We start from the raw sequence: 15,449 nt of genomic DNA on the forward strand, positions 1-15,449 counted from the left end.
CACGTTGATCACCGACTGGCCAATCATGGCGCAGCCGGCCATGCCGCCAATGAATCCGCTGGCGATGTTGGCAATACCCTGACCCACACACTCGCGGTTTTTATTGCTCTTGGTATCCGTCAGGTCGTCGACGATGGTGGCTGTCATCAGCGACTCAAGGAGCCCTACTACCATCAGCGTTAACGCATAGGGAAAGATGATGGTTAGTGTTTCCCAGTTCAGGGGTACCTCCGGCAGGAGGAAAATGGGCAGGCTGTCCGGTAGCTCACCCATATCCCCTACGCGTCGTATATCGAGGTCCAACACGATGGCAACAAGGGTCAGGACGACAATGGTGATCAACGGGGAGGGGATAGCGCGGGTGATGTAAGGGAGGCCATAGATAATACCCAGGCCTGCCGCAGTCATGGCGTAGACATGCCAGGTCACATCGATGAGCTCCGGAAGCTGCGCCATAAAAATAAGAATCGCCAGGGCGTTTACAAAGCCCGTGACCACGGAGCGGGAAACAAAGCGCATGAGGCTCCCAAGGCGCACCCAGCCGGCAATGATCTGCAGCACCCCGGTAAGTACCGTAGCGGCCAGCAGATACTGCAGTCCGTGCTCTTTAACCAGCACCACCATCACCAGCGCCATGGCCCCCGTGGCCGCAGAAATCATCCCTGGGCGCCCTCCGGCAAAGGCGATGACCACTGCTATGCAGAAGGATGCATACAAACCAACCTTTGGATCTACCCCCGCAATAATAGAAAACGCGATAGCTTCCGGGATCAGTGCCAAGGCCACGACCAGACCGGCGAGGAGATCGTTACGCACGTTGCCAAGCCAGTCCTGGCGAATTGTGTCGAACACAGAAAAGACATCCTATTGTTGAGTGGTAAGGAGAGTAAGTGGGCGGCGAAGGATACACAGTTGAGCACAGGACGCCACCCGGCGCCTATTTTCGCGCTCCAGCGCGGCCAGCGTCCAGCGGGTATATTTGCTGTTGTTGCGGTGCGCTGCCATCATCACCTCTTCCTATGCGGTACCCGGGGGTGAGCTCAAACCATGGAAGGCGCTGAAGTTCTTCTCCAGATCGCGATTATCCTGGCTGGCGCCCGTTTGGCGGGCGAAATCGCCATGCACCTCGGTGCGCCCTCGGTCATCGGTGAACTGCTTGTCGGCGTTCTCCTGGGCCCCAGCCAGTTGGGTTGGATTCACCCCTCGGAGCTCCTGCGGCTTTTGGCTGATATCGGCATTATCCTGCTTTTGTTTCAGGTGGGGCTTGAGACCAATATCCGCCGCCTGACGGAAACCGGCACGGAGGCTGGTGTCGTTGCTGTTGGTGGCGTGGTGATTCCTATGCTGGGCAGCTTTCTCCTGTGCCGCTATGCCTTCGATATGTCCCTGTTGATCTCTCTGTTTGTGGGGGGCGCTATGACCGCTACGAGCATTGGTGTCACCGTGCGAATTCTTCGGGATGTGGGCAGGGACGATAGCAGGGAAGGGCAGATCGTATTGGGCGCAGCGGTGCTCGATGATGTTTTGGGCGTGCTGGTTCTCGCCTTTCTTTTTCAGATGTCGGTTGCTCATGACGTGGGCTACGGGGGACTGCTTAATCTGCTCGCCTTCATCGGCCTGTTTTTCATTGTGTCTCCCATCGTGGCGGAGCTGGCTTCGGCGGTAATCAGCCGCTACGGACATGTGACGGAGCTACCGGGATTGGTGGCTACGCTCATCGTGTCCCTGGTGTTGTTTTTCGCCTGGATTGCGCACGCGGTAGGCGCGCCGGAGCTACTGGGCGGGTTTGTTGTGGGGCTCGCGCTGTCCCGGCAGTTTTTTCTCCCCTTCGGCGAAAAAATGGCCCCCGATGCGGCCTTCACCCGTCAGGTGCGCCGTGAAATGCGCCCCATCGTACAGCTGTTTACGCCTATATTTTTTGTCGGGGTGGGTTTGTCCCTGGATCTGCGGATGATCAACTGGGATTCGCCGTTTGTCTGGTTGTTTTCCTTTTCCCTGGCGGTGGTTGCTATCGGTGGCAAGGTGCTGGCGGGGCACCTGTTGCGCGGGGAGCCGCGCCTCGTCCGGCAGGCAGTGGGGATGGCCATGGTGCCCCGGGCGGAGGTAGGACTGATCTTCGCGGAACTGGGTCGCAGTGCGGGCGCGCTGGACGGAGAGGTTTATGCGGCTGTGGTACTGGTAATTGCCTATACCACCGTTTTTGCACCTTTCTGGTTGAAGCTCTTCTATCGACGGTTTGGTGGTCATGCCGCGCTGAGCAGGCCCCCGTAAGGCATCGCGAGTGTTCAAGTCCGGGAGACAACGCTATAGAGTGTCACCCAGAACAGCTGGATACCCACCGAGGCGAATACCTTGTCTGAGACAAAACGCATCGCGCTACTGATTGATTGCGACAATGTCACGCCCAATGCGATTGCAGGGGTACTTGAAGAGCTGGCCAAGCACGGTACGGTCAATGTGCGCCATGCCCACGGCGACTGGAACAATCCATCGCTTTCCGGCTGGGCTGAAAAGCTCCATCCCCACGCCATTCGTCCCATGCAGCAGTTTGCCTACACCAAGGGAAAGAACGCCACGGATTCCGCGATGATTATCGATGCCATGGACCTTCTCTACAGTGGCAATGTCGACGCTTTTGCGCTGATGACCAGCGACAGCGACTTTACGCCGCTGGTGCTGCGCATTCTGGAAAACGGGTTTCCCGTTTACGGATTCGGCGGCAAGAAAACGCCATCGCCGTTTGTAGACTCCTGCTCACCCTTTATTTTTATTGAGAATCTTATCCCCTCGAAAGAGGGTAGTGGGGAGAGTGATTCACTACCGGCACGAGCGCCCAAGGGGCGTCTGCGACAAAACAGCACCCTTGTAAAGTTGCTGCGCACGGCAGTTGATCAAACCGCTGATGACGATGGTTGGGCGGAGATGTCTCGCGTCGGCAGTTACATCTCGAATAACAATGCATCCTTTTCATCGGTAAATTACGGCTATCGCCGTCTCAGTGATCTCATCAAGGCGACGGACCTTTTTCAGGTCGATCGCCAAAACAATCGGATGCTGATTCGTGACCCCAAGAGTTAGCATGCCGAGGTTTTCTTACCTTTCCGCCTCGCAATTCATCGTCCATCTTAAAGGCAGAGTTCCAGATGTCTGAAAAACCCTTTTGGGAAGACCTTGCTCCCCGGGATATGACCCGTGATCAGTGGGAGTCCCTCTGCGACGGTTGTGCCCGTTGTTGTCTCCACAAGCTGGAAGATGCCTACGGCGGTGGGATTTACTACACCCAGGTAGCCTGTCATCTCCTTGATGAGACAAGCTGTCGCTGCAGTCGCTATGAGACCCGTCAGGAGCTTGTGCCGGACTGCGTGGTGCTCACTCCCGAGGATCGAGAGAACCTTGCCTGGCTTCCGGACACCTGCGCCTATCGCCTCATAGACGCGGGTAAACCCTTACCGGAGTGGCACCCTCTGGTTACCGGAGATCCCCAGTCGGTGCATCTCGCCGGAATATCTGTACGCGGTCGGACGATAAGTGAGAACGATGTTGATGACGATGACCTCGAGGAACACATTATTCGCTGGGTGACGAATACCCAATAGCTCCACACAAGCTTCAGGCATCTCAGCCTGGTTACCGGTAACGCTCAAACCAGGCGAGGATATGGCTGATCTTGTCGATGAGCTGGCTCGGTTTTCTCGCGATGAAGTGGGATGCTCCGGGTAACTCTACCAGTAGGGTAGGTACCTTGCGGTACTTAAGCGCATGATAAAGCTGCTTGGCCTGAGACGGCGGCGTCCGTAAGTCATCCAGTCCCACCATAACCAGGGTGGGTGTGTTGACGTTGCCCACCAGGGAGATAGGAGAAAAGCCCAGGTAGTCCTCCGGGTTGGTCCAGGGCGTGCCGGGTATGCGTGTGAAGTAGTAGTTGTACCAGTTATCGGCATTCAGGGTCTTGCTGTACCAGTTCATCACGGGCTTGATTGCGGCGGCGGCACGGAAGCGGTCTGTCTTGCCGATGATCCACGCGGTCATGATGCCGCCGGCGGATCCCCCGGTGACATAGAGCTGCTCGGGATCGATAAAACCCTGTGCGATCATGGCGTCCACGCCACTCATGGTGTCGTCGTAATCCTGTCCCGGGTAATTGTGGTAGAGGAGATTCGCAAATTCCTCGCCATAGCTCGTGCTACCGCGAGCGTTGGGAAAGAAAACGACGTAACCGGCGGCTGCCATGAGCTGCATCTCGGGTGAGAAACGCTCCCCATAGTTGAGAATCGGCCCCCCGTGGTTTTCCACAAGCAGTGGGTATTTCTTGCCGGGATCAAAATCGGGAGGGAGAACCATCCATCCCTGAATGTCTCGCTCATCAAAAGAACTCTTCCACCAGATCTCGCGGGTTTCACCCAGCTTCCGCATGGACAGCAGATCTTTATTGAGCCCTGTGATCAGTTGGGTTTTGTTGCGTTGGTGTATCGCAATGTCTGCGGGATGTTCGGGCCGCGTGTGGGTGTAGGCGATAATGCCATTGTCGGAGACACTAAAAGAGCCTCCCGCATAGGGACGACCAATACTTGTGCCGCCGAGGTTGTCGGCGAGGGTCTTCATGGAACCTTTCAGACTGACATAAGCGACCTTGGTGCGCCCCTTATCGTCGTATTGAAAATAAAGACCATTGCTGTCTGCCGACCAGGTAATGGCTTTGACGCTGCGATCAAGGTCTCCCAGAAGCTCCCGCATATCGCCGCCGTCCAGGTTGGCAACGCGTAGCCGCGTGACCTGAAACGCCTCTTTCTTGTCGACATAACCCAGCCATGCCAGATGCCTGCCGTCGGGCGAGACCATGGGGTGGTGATCGGGACCATCGGCGCTGGTAACAGCGGTGGTGTCGCCGTCACCCAGGGCTACGCGGTAAATCTCGCTGTTGCGGTAATCGTATTGCCAATCATCGGAGCGATTGCCGGAGACCAGGAGTGATTTTCCATCGGCGTTCCAGCTGGGCTGGCGGTGATGAGAGTTCCCCTGAGTGACCTGTCGCGCGGTGCCGCCCTCGGCGGGGACAACGAATACATGACTGAAAGCGGCCTCAAGGTAACCACTACCGTCCCGTTCGTGATACATCCTGTCAGTGAGCCTGGGCTTGGAGGACCACTCGGCCCCCTCGGGTTTTTCTGGTCGGCTGGCGAGGGTGGGCGCCTCGGCTTTTACATCCATGACAAAGGCAAGCTGCTGGCCGTCGGGGCTCCAGCGAATGTCCTTGGGTGTTGCCGGTAATCGGGTTACCCGCGCGCTCTGACCGCCGCCCCGCCAGTGCACATAGATTTCTGAGCCTTCCCCATCCCCTGCCGAACGCACATAGGCGATGCGATCACCTTCGGGTGCCCACACCGCGCTGGACTCATTGCCTTCGAAGCTGCTGAGCTTGTGTTGGCTTTGCGATGCGACGTCTACCAACCAGAGATTTCCGCGACGGCGGTCCGCCATGATGTCAAAGCCCATGCGCCGGTATACAACCTGCTCGCCATCCGGTGAAATCTGTGGGTTCAGCGCCCACTCGATTTCAAAGATATCCAGCGCCTGAAAGGGTTCACGTGTTGGAGGTTCCTGGGCGGAAACTGACGGAGTTAGCAGCAATGCGCCAAAGGCGGCAGCGCTGAGCGTGGCTAAGGCAGTCCTGAGTCTCCGGGGATTGTACAAACGCATGGTAAAGCTCCTTGATGACCAAGCGATGATGCTATCACCGCAGACAGAAATAGCGAGGAGGGGCATGCTAGAATTGCGCGCCATTTTTAACCGACCGCAGTAAACCATCATGCCTTCCGTGACCGACGATCTCCGTATCCAGAAAACCAACGAGCTGGTTTCTCCAGAATCCCTGGTAAACGATATTCCTCTTAGCGATAGCGCAACGAAAACCGTCTCCGGTGCCCGGGGCGCTATCTCATCCATTCTCGGCGGTGCGGATGATCGTTTGCTGGTTGTCGTTGGTCCCTGCTCAATCCACGACCCCAAGGCCGCCCGTGATTATGCCCGGGGACTTCTCGACGCAGCGAAAACCCATAGCGCTGATCTGCAGATTGTTATGCGGGTGTACTTTGAAAAACCGCGCACCACTGTGGGTTGGAAGGGTTTGATCAACGACCCGGACCTTAACAACACATTTCAGATAAACAAGGGGCTTCATCTCGCCCGGGAGCTGCTCAAGGATCTTGCCGAGATGGGCTTACCTGCGGGCACGGAATACCTTGACCTCATCAGCCCTCAATACGTCGCCGATCTGGTTTCCTGGGGTGCTATCGGGGCGCGTACCACCGAGAGTCAGACCCATCGTGAACTGGCCTCGGGTTTGTCCTGTCCTGTGGGCTTCAAAAACGCGACGGATGGTGATGTGCAGGTGGCCATCGACGCGATTAACTCCGCATCCCAGCCCCATCGTTTTCTGTCCGTTACCAAGCAGGGTCATTCCGCGATTTTTCAGACCACGGGTAATGCGGATTGCCATATTATTCTGCGTGGCGGAAAACATCCGAACTACGATATGTTTTCCGTAGATGACGCCAGTGCCATGTTGAGCAAAGGCGGCTTGCCCGCGCGGATTATGATCGACGCCAGTCACGCCAACAGCCGCAAAATTCCCGCAAGGCAGGTCGACGTTGCCATGGATGTCGCCAATCAGGTGGCCCGGGGTAGCCGCAGCATTTTCGGCATCATGATTGAAAGCAACCTGGTAGAGGGTCGCCAAAATGTTGTTCCCGGCCAGCCATTGGTTTACGGCCAAAGCATCACTGATGCCTGCATCGACTGGACCGCCACGGAAGCCGTGCTCGAGGGGCTGGCCGATGCGGTTCGTCAGCGCCGCGCCCTCGGCTGATCATGCGCCACGGCAACGGGTCCCCCGCGCTTGTGTGCTAGTGTCCTAGAACTTCTTTGAGCCGCGCAGGAGCGCCGCCCTTGTGAATTCGCCGTCCTATCTCCTCAGCCTTGCAGTGCTGTACATCTGCGCTTTGTTTGGGCTGGCGTGGATTGTTGACCGGCGCAGTGGGCTGGGCAAAGAACAGGGGCCCCCGAGACGTCAGGCGCTTGTGTACGCACTGTCCTTGTGCGTGTATTGCAGTTCCTGGACGTTCTACGGTGCGGTGGGGAGCGCGACCGCATCCCCCTGGAGTCACGCTCCTATTTATCTCGGCCCTATTCTCGTGTTTACCGTTGGCTGGACTATGCTTAGTCGCATGGTGCGCCTGGGTACGGAACATCGGGTCACCTCCATCGCGGACTACTTTGGTGCGCGTTTCGGGAAGCGGCAGCAGCTGTCCATTCTGGTTACCGTGGTGGCGACTGCAGCAGTGCTGCCCTATATCGCTCTGCAGTTTCGGGCGCTGACCCAGGCCTGGTCCATCATTGCCGGAGATGCCACAGGTCCATCGCTTACCGCGACAGATTCGGGACTTGCTATCGCCATTGTGCTCGGCGCATTTACCGTGCTTTTTGGCGCCCGCCGACTGGATGGCCGGGAGCGACACCAGGGCATGATGAGTGCCATTGCTCTCGAGTCAGTGGTCAAACTTTGCGCATTCCTCTGCGTCGCAGTGTTTGCCCTCATCTATTTGAATCGGCCCGATGTTGCTTCGGTGGTGGACTGGTCTGCCCAGTCGCCCGCCGAGCTTGTTCTATCCGGTGATTTTTTCACCCAGATCCTCATAAGCGCCTTCGCGATTTTCTGCCTGCCACGGCAGTTTCACGTCATGGTCGTGGAGGCGAAGGATCGCGGGAGCACCAAGCTGGCTCGCTGGCTACTGCCGCTGTATCTACTGCTTTTTATGCTGCTGGCCGTGCCCATCAGCCTCGCGGGCAGTCATCTTTTTAGCGCGCCCTCGTCCCCCCCTGTGAGTCCGGACACCTATGTGCAAATGCTTCCCGCAGTGCTGGGGACTCCCTGGATATCGCTCATCGCCTTTGTGGGCGGTTTATCTGCGGCAACGGGCATGGTCATCGTAGCCACAGTGAGCCTGGCAATTATGCTCACCAACGAAGTGGCTGTGCCCTTCATGATTCGGGGTAAATCTGATCAGGGGGCATCTCTGCTGTTTCTGGGGAATCAGCTAAGGGTTGTCCGGCAGGTCACAATTCTGCTCATTCTGGCGGCGGCGTGGTGGGTGTCTACGCAGCTGAGTGGCATTTCCTGGCTGACAGAAATCGGGTTTATGTCATTCCTGGCGGCGGCGCAGCTGGCGCCGGGACTGCTTGCGGGGCTGTACTGGCGCCGCGCCCATGGGGTTGCCATTACCGCAGGACTGGCTGCGGGGCTGCTCCTTTGGTTCTATTGCCTGGTGCTGCCTGAGGTGTTGCCCGCGGGCAGTGCGCTACGCAGCACGGGCTTGTTTGACATCAGCTGGTTGAAGCCCCAGGCGCTTTTTGGTTGGGAAGGGCCGGGTCCGCTGACCTATGCGACGCTCTGGAGTCTTGGTGTCAACGTATTGCTTCTGTTGGCGGTGTCAAAGTTTTCCGAGGCGTCGGCAGCGGATAAAAGACAGGCGGCGGTCTTTATGGACACCGATGAGGTTGGCGCGCAGCAAGGCGACGATTTTAATCTCTCGCCGGTGCGGGCTGGGCAGCTTCGCGCACTGTTACCGCCTTTCCTCGAGGAGGGCCGCCTCCAACTGCTCTGGCGCTCTTTTGAGGAACGGTATCAGCAGCGACTCCTCCCCGCGGATAGATTACCGCTGTTTGCTGTACGCGAGGCGGAGTCTTTACTTGCCGGCGTCATCGGAGCAGCTTCTTCCAGTCGCGTTTTTTCCGAGCTTACGGAAAGTCGGCAGGTGGACTTCGCCGGTCTCGCATCTCTGGTCTCCGAGGCCGGTCGTCAGCAGACGTTCAATCGCGACCTTTTGGAAACCACGGTTGAATCCATGCTCCAGGGCGTGTCAGTGGTCGACGCACAGCTGCGCTTAGTGGCCTGGAATACCCGCTACGAAACCATGTTCGCCTATCCCCAGCGGCTGCTCTACGTGGGTATGCCCATAGAAAAGCTCTACCGCTTTAACGCCGAGAGAGGCGTTCTTGGGGGCGCGGGAGGCTCCATTGATCACGAGGTGGAAAAGCGTCTCGACTGGTTGCGTCGCGGTCACCCCCATCGCCTCGAGCGCCGTTTGCCCGATGGCCGTGTTATTGATATTCACGGCGTGCCCCTTCCCCGGGGCGGTTTTGTCACGACCTATATCGATATCACGGACTACCGGGAGGTGGTCACGCAGCTGGAAGAGGTGCGTCTGGAGCTGGAGGACCGGGTGGCAAGCGGCAGCCAGAGCCTGGCGGATACCAATGCAGAGTTGCGCCGGGAAAACCGGCTCCGTGCGGAAGCGGAGCGAAAATTGCGCGATGCGTCTCTGTCCAAAAACCGGTTTATGTCGGCGAGCAGCCACGATCTCTTGCAACCCATCAGCGCGGCGCGACTGTTCGTGGAGGCTTTGAAGCCGCAGGCGGGGGATTCCGAAAACACCTCGGAGCTGGTAGAGAAAATTGATCAATCCCTGTACCGCGCGGAAGCGCTCATTGCCGAGCTTAGGGAAATGGCCCGTCTGGACTCAGGCAAGCAGCAGGTCAAACTGGAAAGCTTCTCTTTGGATGCGCTGCTTCGGGAGGTCTATGCAGAGTTTGAACCCGCAGCACAAAAGGCTGGTTTGCAGCTTCGCCTGCGCAGCTCCTCTCTGTGGCTACGCAGTGATCGCAACCTCTTGTTCCGGGCGTTGCAGAATCTGGTGGGTAACGCCATAAAGTACAGCGAGAAAGGAAAAGTGCTTTTGGGCGTGCGACGGCGGCCCGAGGCGGTGGAAGTTCAGGTGCTTGACCAGGGGCCGGGCATACCAGCCCAGGCGCAGGCGCGGGTGTTTGCAGAGTTTGAGCGCCTGACGGGCAGTGGGGGCGGTCGGGGTGAGGAAGGGCTCGGTCTCGGCCTGGCTATCGTAAGTCGCTATGCCAACCTGCTCGATTTACCGCTAAGACTGAGCTCCGACCCGGGTCGTGGCAGCCTGTTCTCCCTGACGGTGCCCTGCGGTATCGAGGCTGCCACCGAGGCGGCGGCAGAATCCATGGGTCGCGGACATCGTTTCACCGGCATCCGGGTGCTTTGCATCGACAATGACAGGCAAGTCCGCGAGGCCATGACCGCCATGCTTTCTGCTGAGGGCTGCGCTGTCAGCGCTGTGTCCGACCGGCAGGAGCTGTTCGAGTGCTTACAGGATGTCGGGGCTGATGTGGTGGTCGCGGATTATCATCTTGATGACGGTGACACCGGCATTGCCGCCCTGCAGTGGGCCTTTGACAAGTTGGGCTGGCGTTGTCCCTGCATCATGGTGAGCGCCGATGATGGCGCAAACGTCAAAGAGCGTGCACGGGAAGTGGGGTTCCGCTCATTGCCAAAGCCCGTTAATCCCGAGCGCCTAAAAGCCCTGATACTGGCGCTGGCGACCGAGCTGTCCTAGGGTGTTCCCGGACGCTGTTTGGGTGGGAGTAAGTGCCGCTTTGCGGGATTAAACCGCCTCCTGGGTGGTCTCATCGGGCGCGATGGTGAGGTTTCCAATGGCGAGAACAGCCTGGGTTCTCGATTGCACGCCGAGTTTTCGGAATACCTCGGTCATGTGTGCCTTGATGGTCGCTTCCTTAACGCCCAGCTCGTAGGCGATCTGTTTGTTAAGCAGTCCTTCTACCAGCATGGACGCGACGCGAAACTGCTGAGGTGTCAGGCTGGCGAGGGCGTCGGCAACATCAAGGGCCTTCAGGCTGGCGCCGCTTTCGCTGATATCCAGCCCCGGGTGCAGACCGCGACTCCCGGCAAGCACGCCCTGAATGCACGCATTCATCACCTCCGTGCCGGAGGATTTGGAGAGAAAGGCCGCCGCGCCGTGGTCAATGGCCCGGCGTACCGTATCCGCCTGAATATGTGCTGACACGATGATCACCGGCTTGTCTGGGTAGTTGCCTACGAACCAGCCAAGGGCAGAGAAGCCACTGGCGCCCGGCATGTGCAGATCGAGGAGGAGTAAGTCCGGAGCACCGTCTTTCTCCACCAGATCATGGAGCTCTGCGACGTTTTCGGCGTGGCTGACGTCGGCACAAATATCGCCACCGGACACCAACATGGAGAGGGCGTCACGGAAGAGCGGATGGTCGTCGGCGATGATGCATTTCATGGTGATTCAGCCTGTTACCTATTCTTATCAAGCGTATTGTGATCTATTCACTGTCGAAGTAAAGCGAGCCTCCTTTCGGCTTTAGTTGCCTGAAGTTCCCTTTTTCTTTATCGACTTTAGTCCAAGAAACAGCTTCAATTTGACCAAGGTCGAATACCCCCTGGAGCCGTAGAGGCCTACAACATCCCCTGCTCAATAACACTAATTGGAGGAGCGGGTATGTTTTTAAGGAAACCACTGGGTCTTGCCCTGGCGCTGGTTGGATGCAGCGCTTTGTTTACACCGGCCCAGGCAGCAGAGGTCGATGATCGTATTGCAGAGCTTGAGCGTCAGATCGCCGAACTGAAGTCCCTGGTGGTCAGTAACAAAACGAGTATTGCCAGCAACATTCAAACGCTCGAGGTGCAAGCCGAAGACATCGAAGAAGCGCGCCCCATGAAAAAAGGTACCAAGTTCACCTACGGTGGATACGTGCAGCTTGATGCCATTGCCAGTAACTACAGCGAGGGTAAGCCCGCCTCGGTGATGGACGATCTCTTCGTTCCCTCGCTCATACCCGTAGAGCCCGTCTCCGGCGACGGCGACGCCTACACCAACACGAATATTCACGCTAAGTCCTCACGCTTTTACTTTGGTACGGCGACCCAGACGGATGTGGGGAAAATATCCTCCTTCATCGAGCTTGATTTCATTCTGTCCGGGCAGGGCGATGAACGCGTGTCTAACTCCTTCAGCTCACGCATCCGGCATGCCTACCTGAAATGGGATTACGGTGACCAGAAGAGCCTTCTTGCTGGCCAGGCCTGGTCAACTTTTTTCAACGTCGGTGCGCTGCCTGATCTGCTGGACTTTGTGGGTCCCGTGGGCACAGTGTTTGAGCGCCAGCCCATGATTCGATGGACCAACGGACCTTTGCAGCTTGCGATAGAGAACCAGACAACCCGGGTCAACCTCCAGGGTGGCGGCGCACAGCTGAGTGACGCGCAGCTCATGCCTGACCTGGTGGCGCGCTATAACGGTGAGACCGGAGACCTGAACTGGTCCGTGGCGGCCATTGGACGTCAGCTCAGCTATGAGGAGCGACCTACAGCGAGTACCGAGGGCGCCAGTGATGAGCAGTATGGTTATGGTCTGTCTCTCGCTGGCAAATGGAATCTCGGCCGCAATGATCTGCGTTTTATGGCCAGCTACGGTGACGCTCTGGGACGCTACATGGGTCTCAACTCCTTTAACGACGGCTACATAGATCAGAGCGGCGAGATCAGCACCATCGATCAATGGGGCGGCTTTGTGGCTTATCGCCATTACTGGAACGATCAGTGGCGAAGTAATCTTTCAATCTCGGCGTCCGAAGCCAGTAACCCCGGCGGCGCTGAATTTGATGCCGCCGGCAATCTGGCCAAGTCCTATCGCTCCATGCACATCAATCTGAACTACCTGCCCGCACCCAAATTGCAGCTCGGTGGTGAATTGATGTACGGCGTAAAAGAACTGGAAGACGGCCGGGACGGCGATATGTACCGGCTGCAGTTTGCGGCGAAGTACGCCTTCTAGGCATAGACCAAAGTTCAAGAGGCAAGACATCACTGCTTTGCTAAATTCGCAGTGAAGAAGCATAAGAATCACAGAAGAGCACCGGGGAGGTGTTAGATGGTTAAGAAAATGACCGAGGAGCAGGCCAGGGAGTACTGGAGGCGCAATCTGTCGCTGATGGTAAAGCTGCTGGTGGTTTGGTTCGTCGTAAGCTATGGCTGCGGCATCATGTTTGTGGATGTGTTGAACCAGATACAGATCGGGGGCTATAAGCTCGGATTCTGGTTTGCACAGCAGGGGGCAATCTACGTTTTTGTAGTGCTGATCTTCATTTATCGCTCACGCATGGCCGCGCTTGATCGCGAGTTCGGCGTCGAAGAAGACTAGGGGGCCTTAACATGGAATTGCAAACACTTACCTATATCGTTGTTGGCATTACCTTTGCGATTTACATCGGTATTGCTATCTGGGCCCGTGCCGGGTCCACCAAAGATTTTTATGTTGCCGGGGGTGGCGTTCACCCGATATCCAATGGCATGGCGACGGCGGCGGACTGGATGTCAGCGGCTTCGTTCATCGGCATGGCCGGACTCATCGCCTTCATGGGCTATGGCGGATCGGTGTTCCTCATGGGATGGACCGGTGGCTTCGTGATTCTGGCGATGCTTCTGGCACCTTATCTTCGGAAGTACGGGAAATTCACCGTGCCGGAATTTATCGGAGATCGTTTTTACTCGCGGACCGCGCGAGTGGTGGCCGTGATTTGTCTGATTATCTGCTCCGTAACCTATGTTATCGGTCAGATGAAAGGTATCGGGGTTTCTTTTTCCCGTTTCCTCGAAGTTGACTACAACACGGGCCTGCTGGTCGGGATGTGTATCGTGTTTTTCTACGCTGTGCTTGGTGGTATGAAAGGCATTACCTACACGCAGATTGCGCAGTACTGCGTGTTGATTCTGGCTTATACCATCCCCGCGATATTTATCAGCCTCCAGCTTACCGGCAACCCTATTCCTCAACTGGGTTTAGGCAGCACGCTGGTGGGAACGGATACCTTTCTTTTAGACAAGCTGGACCAGGTGGTGGTAGAGCTGGGGTTTCGCGAGTACACCACGGACGTGCGAATATCGGGCATCAATATGTTCGCTTACACCGCATCCCTGATGTTTGGTACCGCGGGTCTTCCTCACGTGATCATTCGCTTCTTCACGGTGCCTAAGGTGCGCGATGCGCGATCCTCGGCCGGTTGGGCGTTGATCTTCATCACGATCCTCTACACAACCGCACCCGCAGTAGCTGCGATGGCTCGTCTCAATCTCATGCAAACCATTGAGCCGGAGGCCGGCAACTATCTGGCCTACGAGGAGCGTCCCCAGTGGTTCAAGAACTGGGAGAAAACTGGTCTCCTGGCCTTTGAGGACAAGAATGACGATGGGCTGATGCAGTATTCTGCCGATGAGAGCGTAAACGAGCTCGTTAAGGTTGACCGCGACATCATCGTTCTGGCGAACCCGGAAATTGCCCAGCTGCCCAACTGGGTCATCGCTTTGGTTGCTGCAGGGGGGCTGGCGGCAGCGCTATCCACCGCGGCGGGATTGTTATTGGCCATCGCTTCGGCAATTTCCCATGATCTGTTGAAAGGCATGATCGCGCCCAATATCAGTGAGAAACAGGAGCTGCGGGCAAGTCGCGTCGCCATGGCCCTGGCCATTGCCGGCGCCGGCTATCTCGGCTTTAACCCCCCGGACTTCGCGGCGGGGACGGTGGCGCTGGCCTTCGGCTTGGCGGCATCGTCCATTTTCCCTGCGCTGATGATGGGTATCTTCAGCAAGACTGTCACCAAGGAGGGGGCTATCGCCGGCATGCTGGCGGGTATCGGTATCACGCTGTTCTATGTATTCCAGCACAAGGGAATCATGTTTATAGCGTCTACGGCCTTCCTCGGCGATATGGCGCCCAACTGGTTCCTGGGCATTGAGCCCAATGCCTTTGGTGTGGTGGGTTGTGTGATCAACTTCGCTGTAGCCATCGCGGTGTCCAAAGTAACTGCGGCACCTCCCGAGGAGATTCGGGAGATGGTCGAGAGCATTCGTGTTCCGGCGGGCGCGGAAGCGGCCATCGATCACTAAGCGAGCGACTTGTCACTGACAGGTTCACTTCTCTGGGAGGCGTCGGAAACGAGCCTCCCTTTTTTTTATCCACAATGGGTAGACTTACAAAGCGCTGGCTCACAAACATAGGCTCACAAAGGTAGAGCCGATAAAAGGGATTTCAATGTTTACAAACAAGCACGTTGTCGTAGCGCTGTTGGTCGCACCGGTTCTGTCGATCATCGCCTGGTTTGCCATAGGTAACTTTATTGGCGAGGAAGCCAAGCCCGCCGTACCCGGTGAAGCCTACCCGTTGGTGGAGAAAAGTAACTGCCGTTATGCAAGCGGTCTCTGCGATCTGGAGAATCAGGACGTCAAACTGGCGCTAACGCTTGACGAGAGCGTGGGGCTCGCTTTGGAGCTCAATGCTTCGCACCCGGTGGAGGCCGTGCTGATGTCGGTGTCCCACCCAGGCCGGGATCCGGGGCCCCGGCCCATGCAGCGGGCAGACGCCAATGGACTGAAGTGGCGAATGCCGTTGGCAAACATACCCGGCGAAGATCAGCGTATACGCATTGTGATCTCCATCGATGACAGCGCCTATTTCGCCGACGCGTCTACCCGATTTTTGCAGGAGGAGGATTAG

At 57.3% G+C, this 15,449-nt stretch carries 12 protein-coding genes; 9 read left to right on the forward strand and 3 right to left on the reverse strand.

What is annotated here, in order from left to right; all coding sequences use genetic code 11:
* The coding region (locus ACTG3T_RS03905; RefSeq protein WP_439100953.1) for a SulP family inorganic anion transporter at window positions 1-852 on the reverse strand (852 nt) is incomplete at its 3' end.
* Between the two features lie 195 nt (window positions 853-1,047).
* Here ACTG3T_RS03905 and ACTG3T_RS03910 point away from each other — a divergent pair.
* From ACTG3T_RS03910 to ACTG3T_RS03920, 3 genes are all read left to right on the forward strand, one after another.
* On the forward strand, window positions 1,048-2,271 hold the full coding sequence (locus ACTG3T_RS03910) for a cation:proton antiporter (RefSeq protein WP_439100954.1): 1,224 nt from the start codon (window positions 1,048-1,050) through the stop codon (window positions 2,269-2,271).
* An 81-nt stretch (window positions 2,272-2,352) separates the two neighbouring features.
* The gene (locus tag ACTG3T_RS03915; protein ID WP_439100955.1) at window positions 2,353-3,078 is read left to right on the forward strand and encodes an NYN domain-containing protein; all 726 of its coding nucleotides are present in this window, start codon (window positions 2,353-2,355) and stop codon (window positions 3,076-3,078) included.
* A 65-nt stretch (window positions 3,079-3,143) separates the two neighbouring features.
* The gene (locus tag ACTG3T_RS03920; RefSeq protein ID WP_439100956.1) at window positions 3,144-3,596 is read left to right on the forward strand and encodes a YcgN family cysteine cluster protein; all 453 of its coding nucleotides are present in this window, start codon (window positions 3,144-3,146) and stop codon (window positions 3,594-3,596) included.
* A gap of 31 nt (window positions 3,597-3,627) precedes the next feature.
* Here ACTG3T_RS03920 and ACTG3T_RS03925 read toward each other — a convergent pair whose 3' ends face one another.
* Window positions 3,628-5,697, reverse strand: a complete 2,070-nt coding sequence (locus ACTG3T_RS03925; RefSeq protein ID WP_439100957.1) for a prolyl oligopeptidase family serine peptidase — start codon at window positions 5,695-5,697, stop codon at window positions 3,628-3,630.
* Between the two features lie 109 nt (window positions 5,698-5,806).
* Here ACTG3T_RS03925 and ACTG3T_RS03930 point away from each other — a divergent pair, with 109 nt between their 5' ends.
* Window positions 5,807-6,865, forward strand: a complete 1,059-nt coding sequence (locus ACTG3T_RS03930; protein WP_439100958.1) for a 3-deoxy-7-phosphoheptulonate synthase — start codon at window positions 5,807-5,809, stop codon at window positions 6,863-6,865.
* A gap of 82 nt (window positions 6,866-6,947) precedes the next feature.
* Complete coding sequence (locus ACTG3T_RS03935) at window positions 6,948-10,472, forward strand: PAS domain-containing hybrid sensor histidine kinase/response regulator (protein ID WP_439100959.1); 3,525 nt, start codon at window positions 6,948-6,950, stop codon at window positions 10,470-10,472.
* Between the two features lie 48 nt (window positions 10,473-10,520).
* Here the strand turns inward: ACTG3T_RS03935 and ACTG3T_RS03940 are convergent, their stop codons facing one another.
* A complete protein-coding gene (locus tag ACTG3T_RS03940) occupies window positions 10,521-11,180 on the reverse strand; it encodes a response regulator transcription factor (RefSeq protein WP_439100960.1) in 660 nt (219 codons plus the stop codon).
* Window positions 11,181-11,399: 219 nt separating this feature from the next.
* Between ACTG3T_RS03940 and ACTG3T_RS03945 the strand changes: the two genes are divergently transcribed.
* The 4 genes from ACTG3T_RS03945 (at window position 11,400) to ACTG3T_RS03960 (ending at window position 15,449) form a co-directional block, all read left to right on the forward strand.
* Window positions 11,400-12,734, forward strand: a complete 1,335-nt coding sequence (locus tag ACTG3T_RS03945; protein ID WP_439100961.1) for a DcaP family trimeric outer membrane transporter — start codon at window positions 11,400-11,402, stop codon at window positions 12,732-12,734.
* A 96-nt stretch (window positions 12,735-12,830) separates the two neighbouring features.
* Window positions 12,831-13,100, forward strand: coding sequence for a DUF4212 domain-containing protein (locus tag ACTG3T_RS03950; protein ID WP_439100962.1), 270 nt, complete (start codon window positions 12,831-12,833; stop codon window positions 13,098-13,100).
* A gap of 11 nt (window positions 13,101-13,111) precedes the next feature.
* Window positions 13,112-14,842, forward strand: a complete 1,731-nt coding sequence (locus ACTG3T_RS03955; RefSeq protein ID WP_439100963.1) for a sodium:solute symporter family protein — start codon at window positions 13,112-13,114, stop codon at window positions 14,840-14,842.
* 145 nt (window positions 14,843-14,987) lie between these two features.
* Complete coding sequence (locus ACTG3T_RS03960; RefSeq protein ID WP_439100964.1) at window positions 14,988-15,449, forward strand: hypothetical protein; 462 nt, start codon at window positions 14,988-14,990, stop codon at window positions 15,447-15,449.

It is taken from the genome of Congregibacter sp., assembly GCF_965660375.1.
In the GTDB taxonomy this organism is placed as follows: domain Bacteria; phylum Pseudomonadota; class Gammaproteobacteria; order Pseudomonadales; family Halieaceae; genus Congregibacter.

Excerpts from the sequence above, each read along its gene's own strand:
- ACTG3T_RS03910 (WP_439100954.1), top strand. The coding sequence starts at position 1,048 with ATGGAAGGCGCTGAAGTTCTTCTCCAGATCGCGATTATCCTGGCTGGC.
- ACTG3T_RS03920 (WP_439100956.1), top strand. The coding sequence starts at position 3,144 with ATGTCTGAAAAACCCTTTTGGGAAGACCTTGCTCCCCGGGATATGACC.
- ACTG3T_RS03925 (WP_439100957.1), bottom strand. The coding sequence starts at position 5,697 with ATGCGTTTGTACAATCCCCGGAGACTCAGGACTGCCTTAGCCACGCTC.
- ACTG3T_RS03930 (WP_439100958.1), top strand. The coding sequence starts at position 5,807 with ATGCCTTCCGTGACCGACGATCTCCGTATCCAGAAAACCAACGAGCTG.
- ACTG3T_RS03940 (WP_439100960.1), bottom strand. The coding sequence starts at position 11,180 with ATGAAATGCATCATCGCCGACGACCATCCGCTCTTCCGTGACGCCCTC.
- ACTG3T_RS03945 (WP_439100961.1), top strand. The coding sequence starts at position 11,400 with ATGTTTTTAAGGAAACCACTGGGTCTTGCCCTGGCGCTGGTTGGATGC.
- ACTG3T_RS03950 (WP_439100962.1), top strand. The coding sequence starts at position 12,831 with ATGGTTAAGAAAATGACCGAGGAGCAGGCCAGGGAGTACTGGAGGCGC.
- ACTG3T_RS03955 (WP_439100963.1), top strand. The coding sequence starts at position 13,112 with ATGGAATTGCAAACACTTACCTATATCGTTGTTGGCATTACCTTTGCG.
- ACTG3T_RS03960 (WP_439100964.1), top strand. The coding sequence starts at position 14,988 with ATGTTTACAAACAAGCACGTTGTCGTAGCGCTGTTGGTCGCACCGGTT.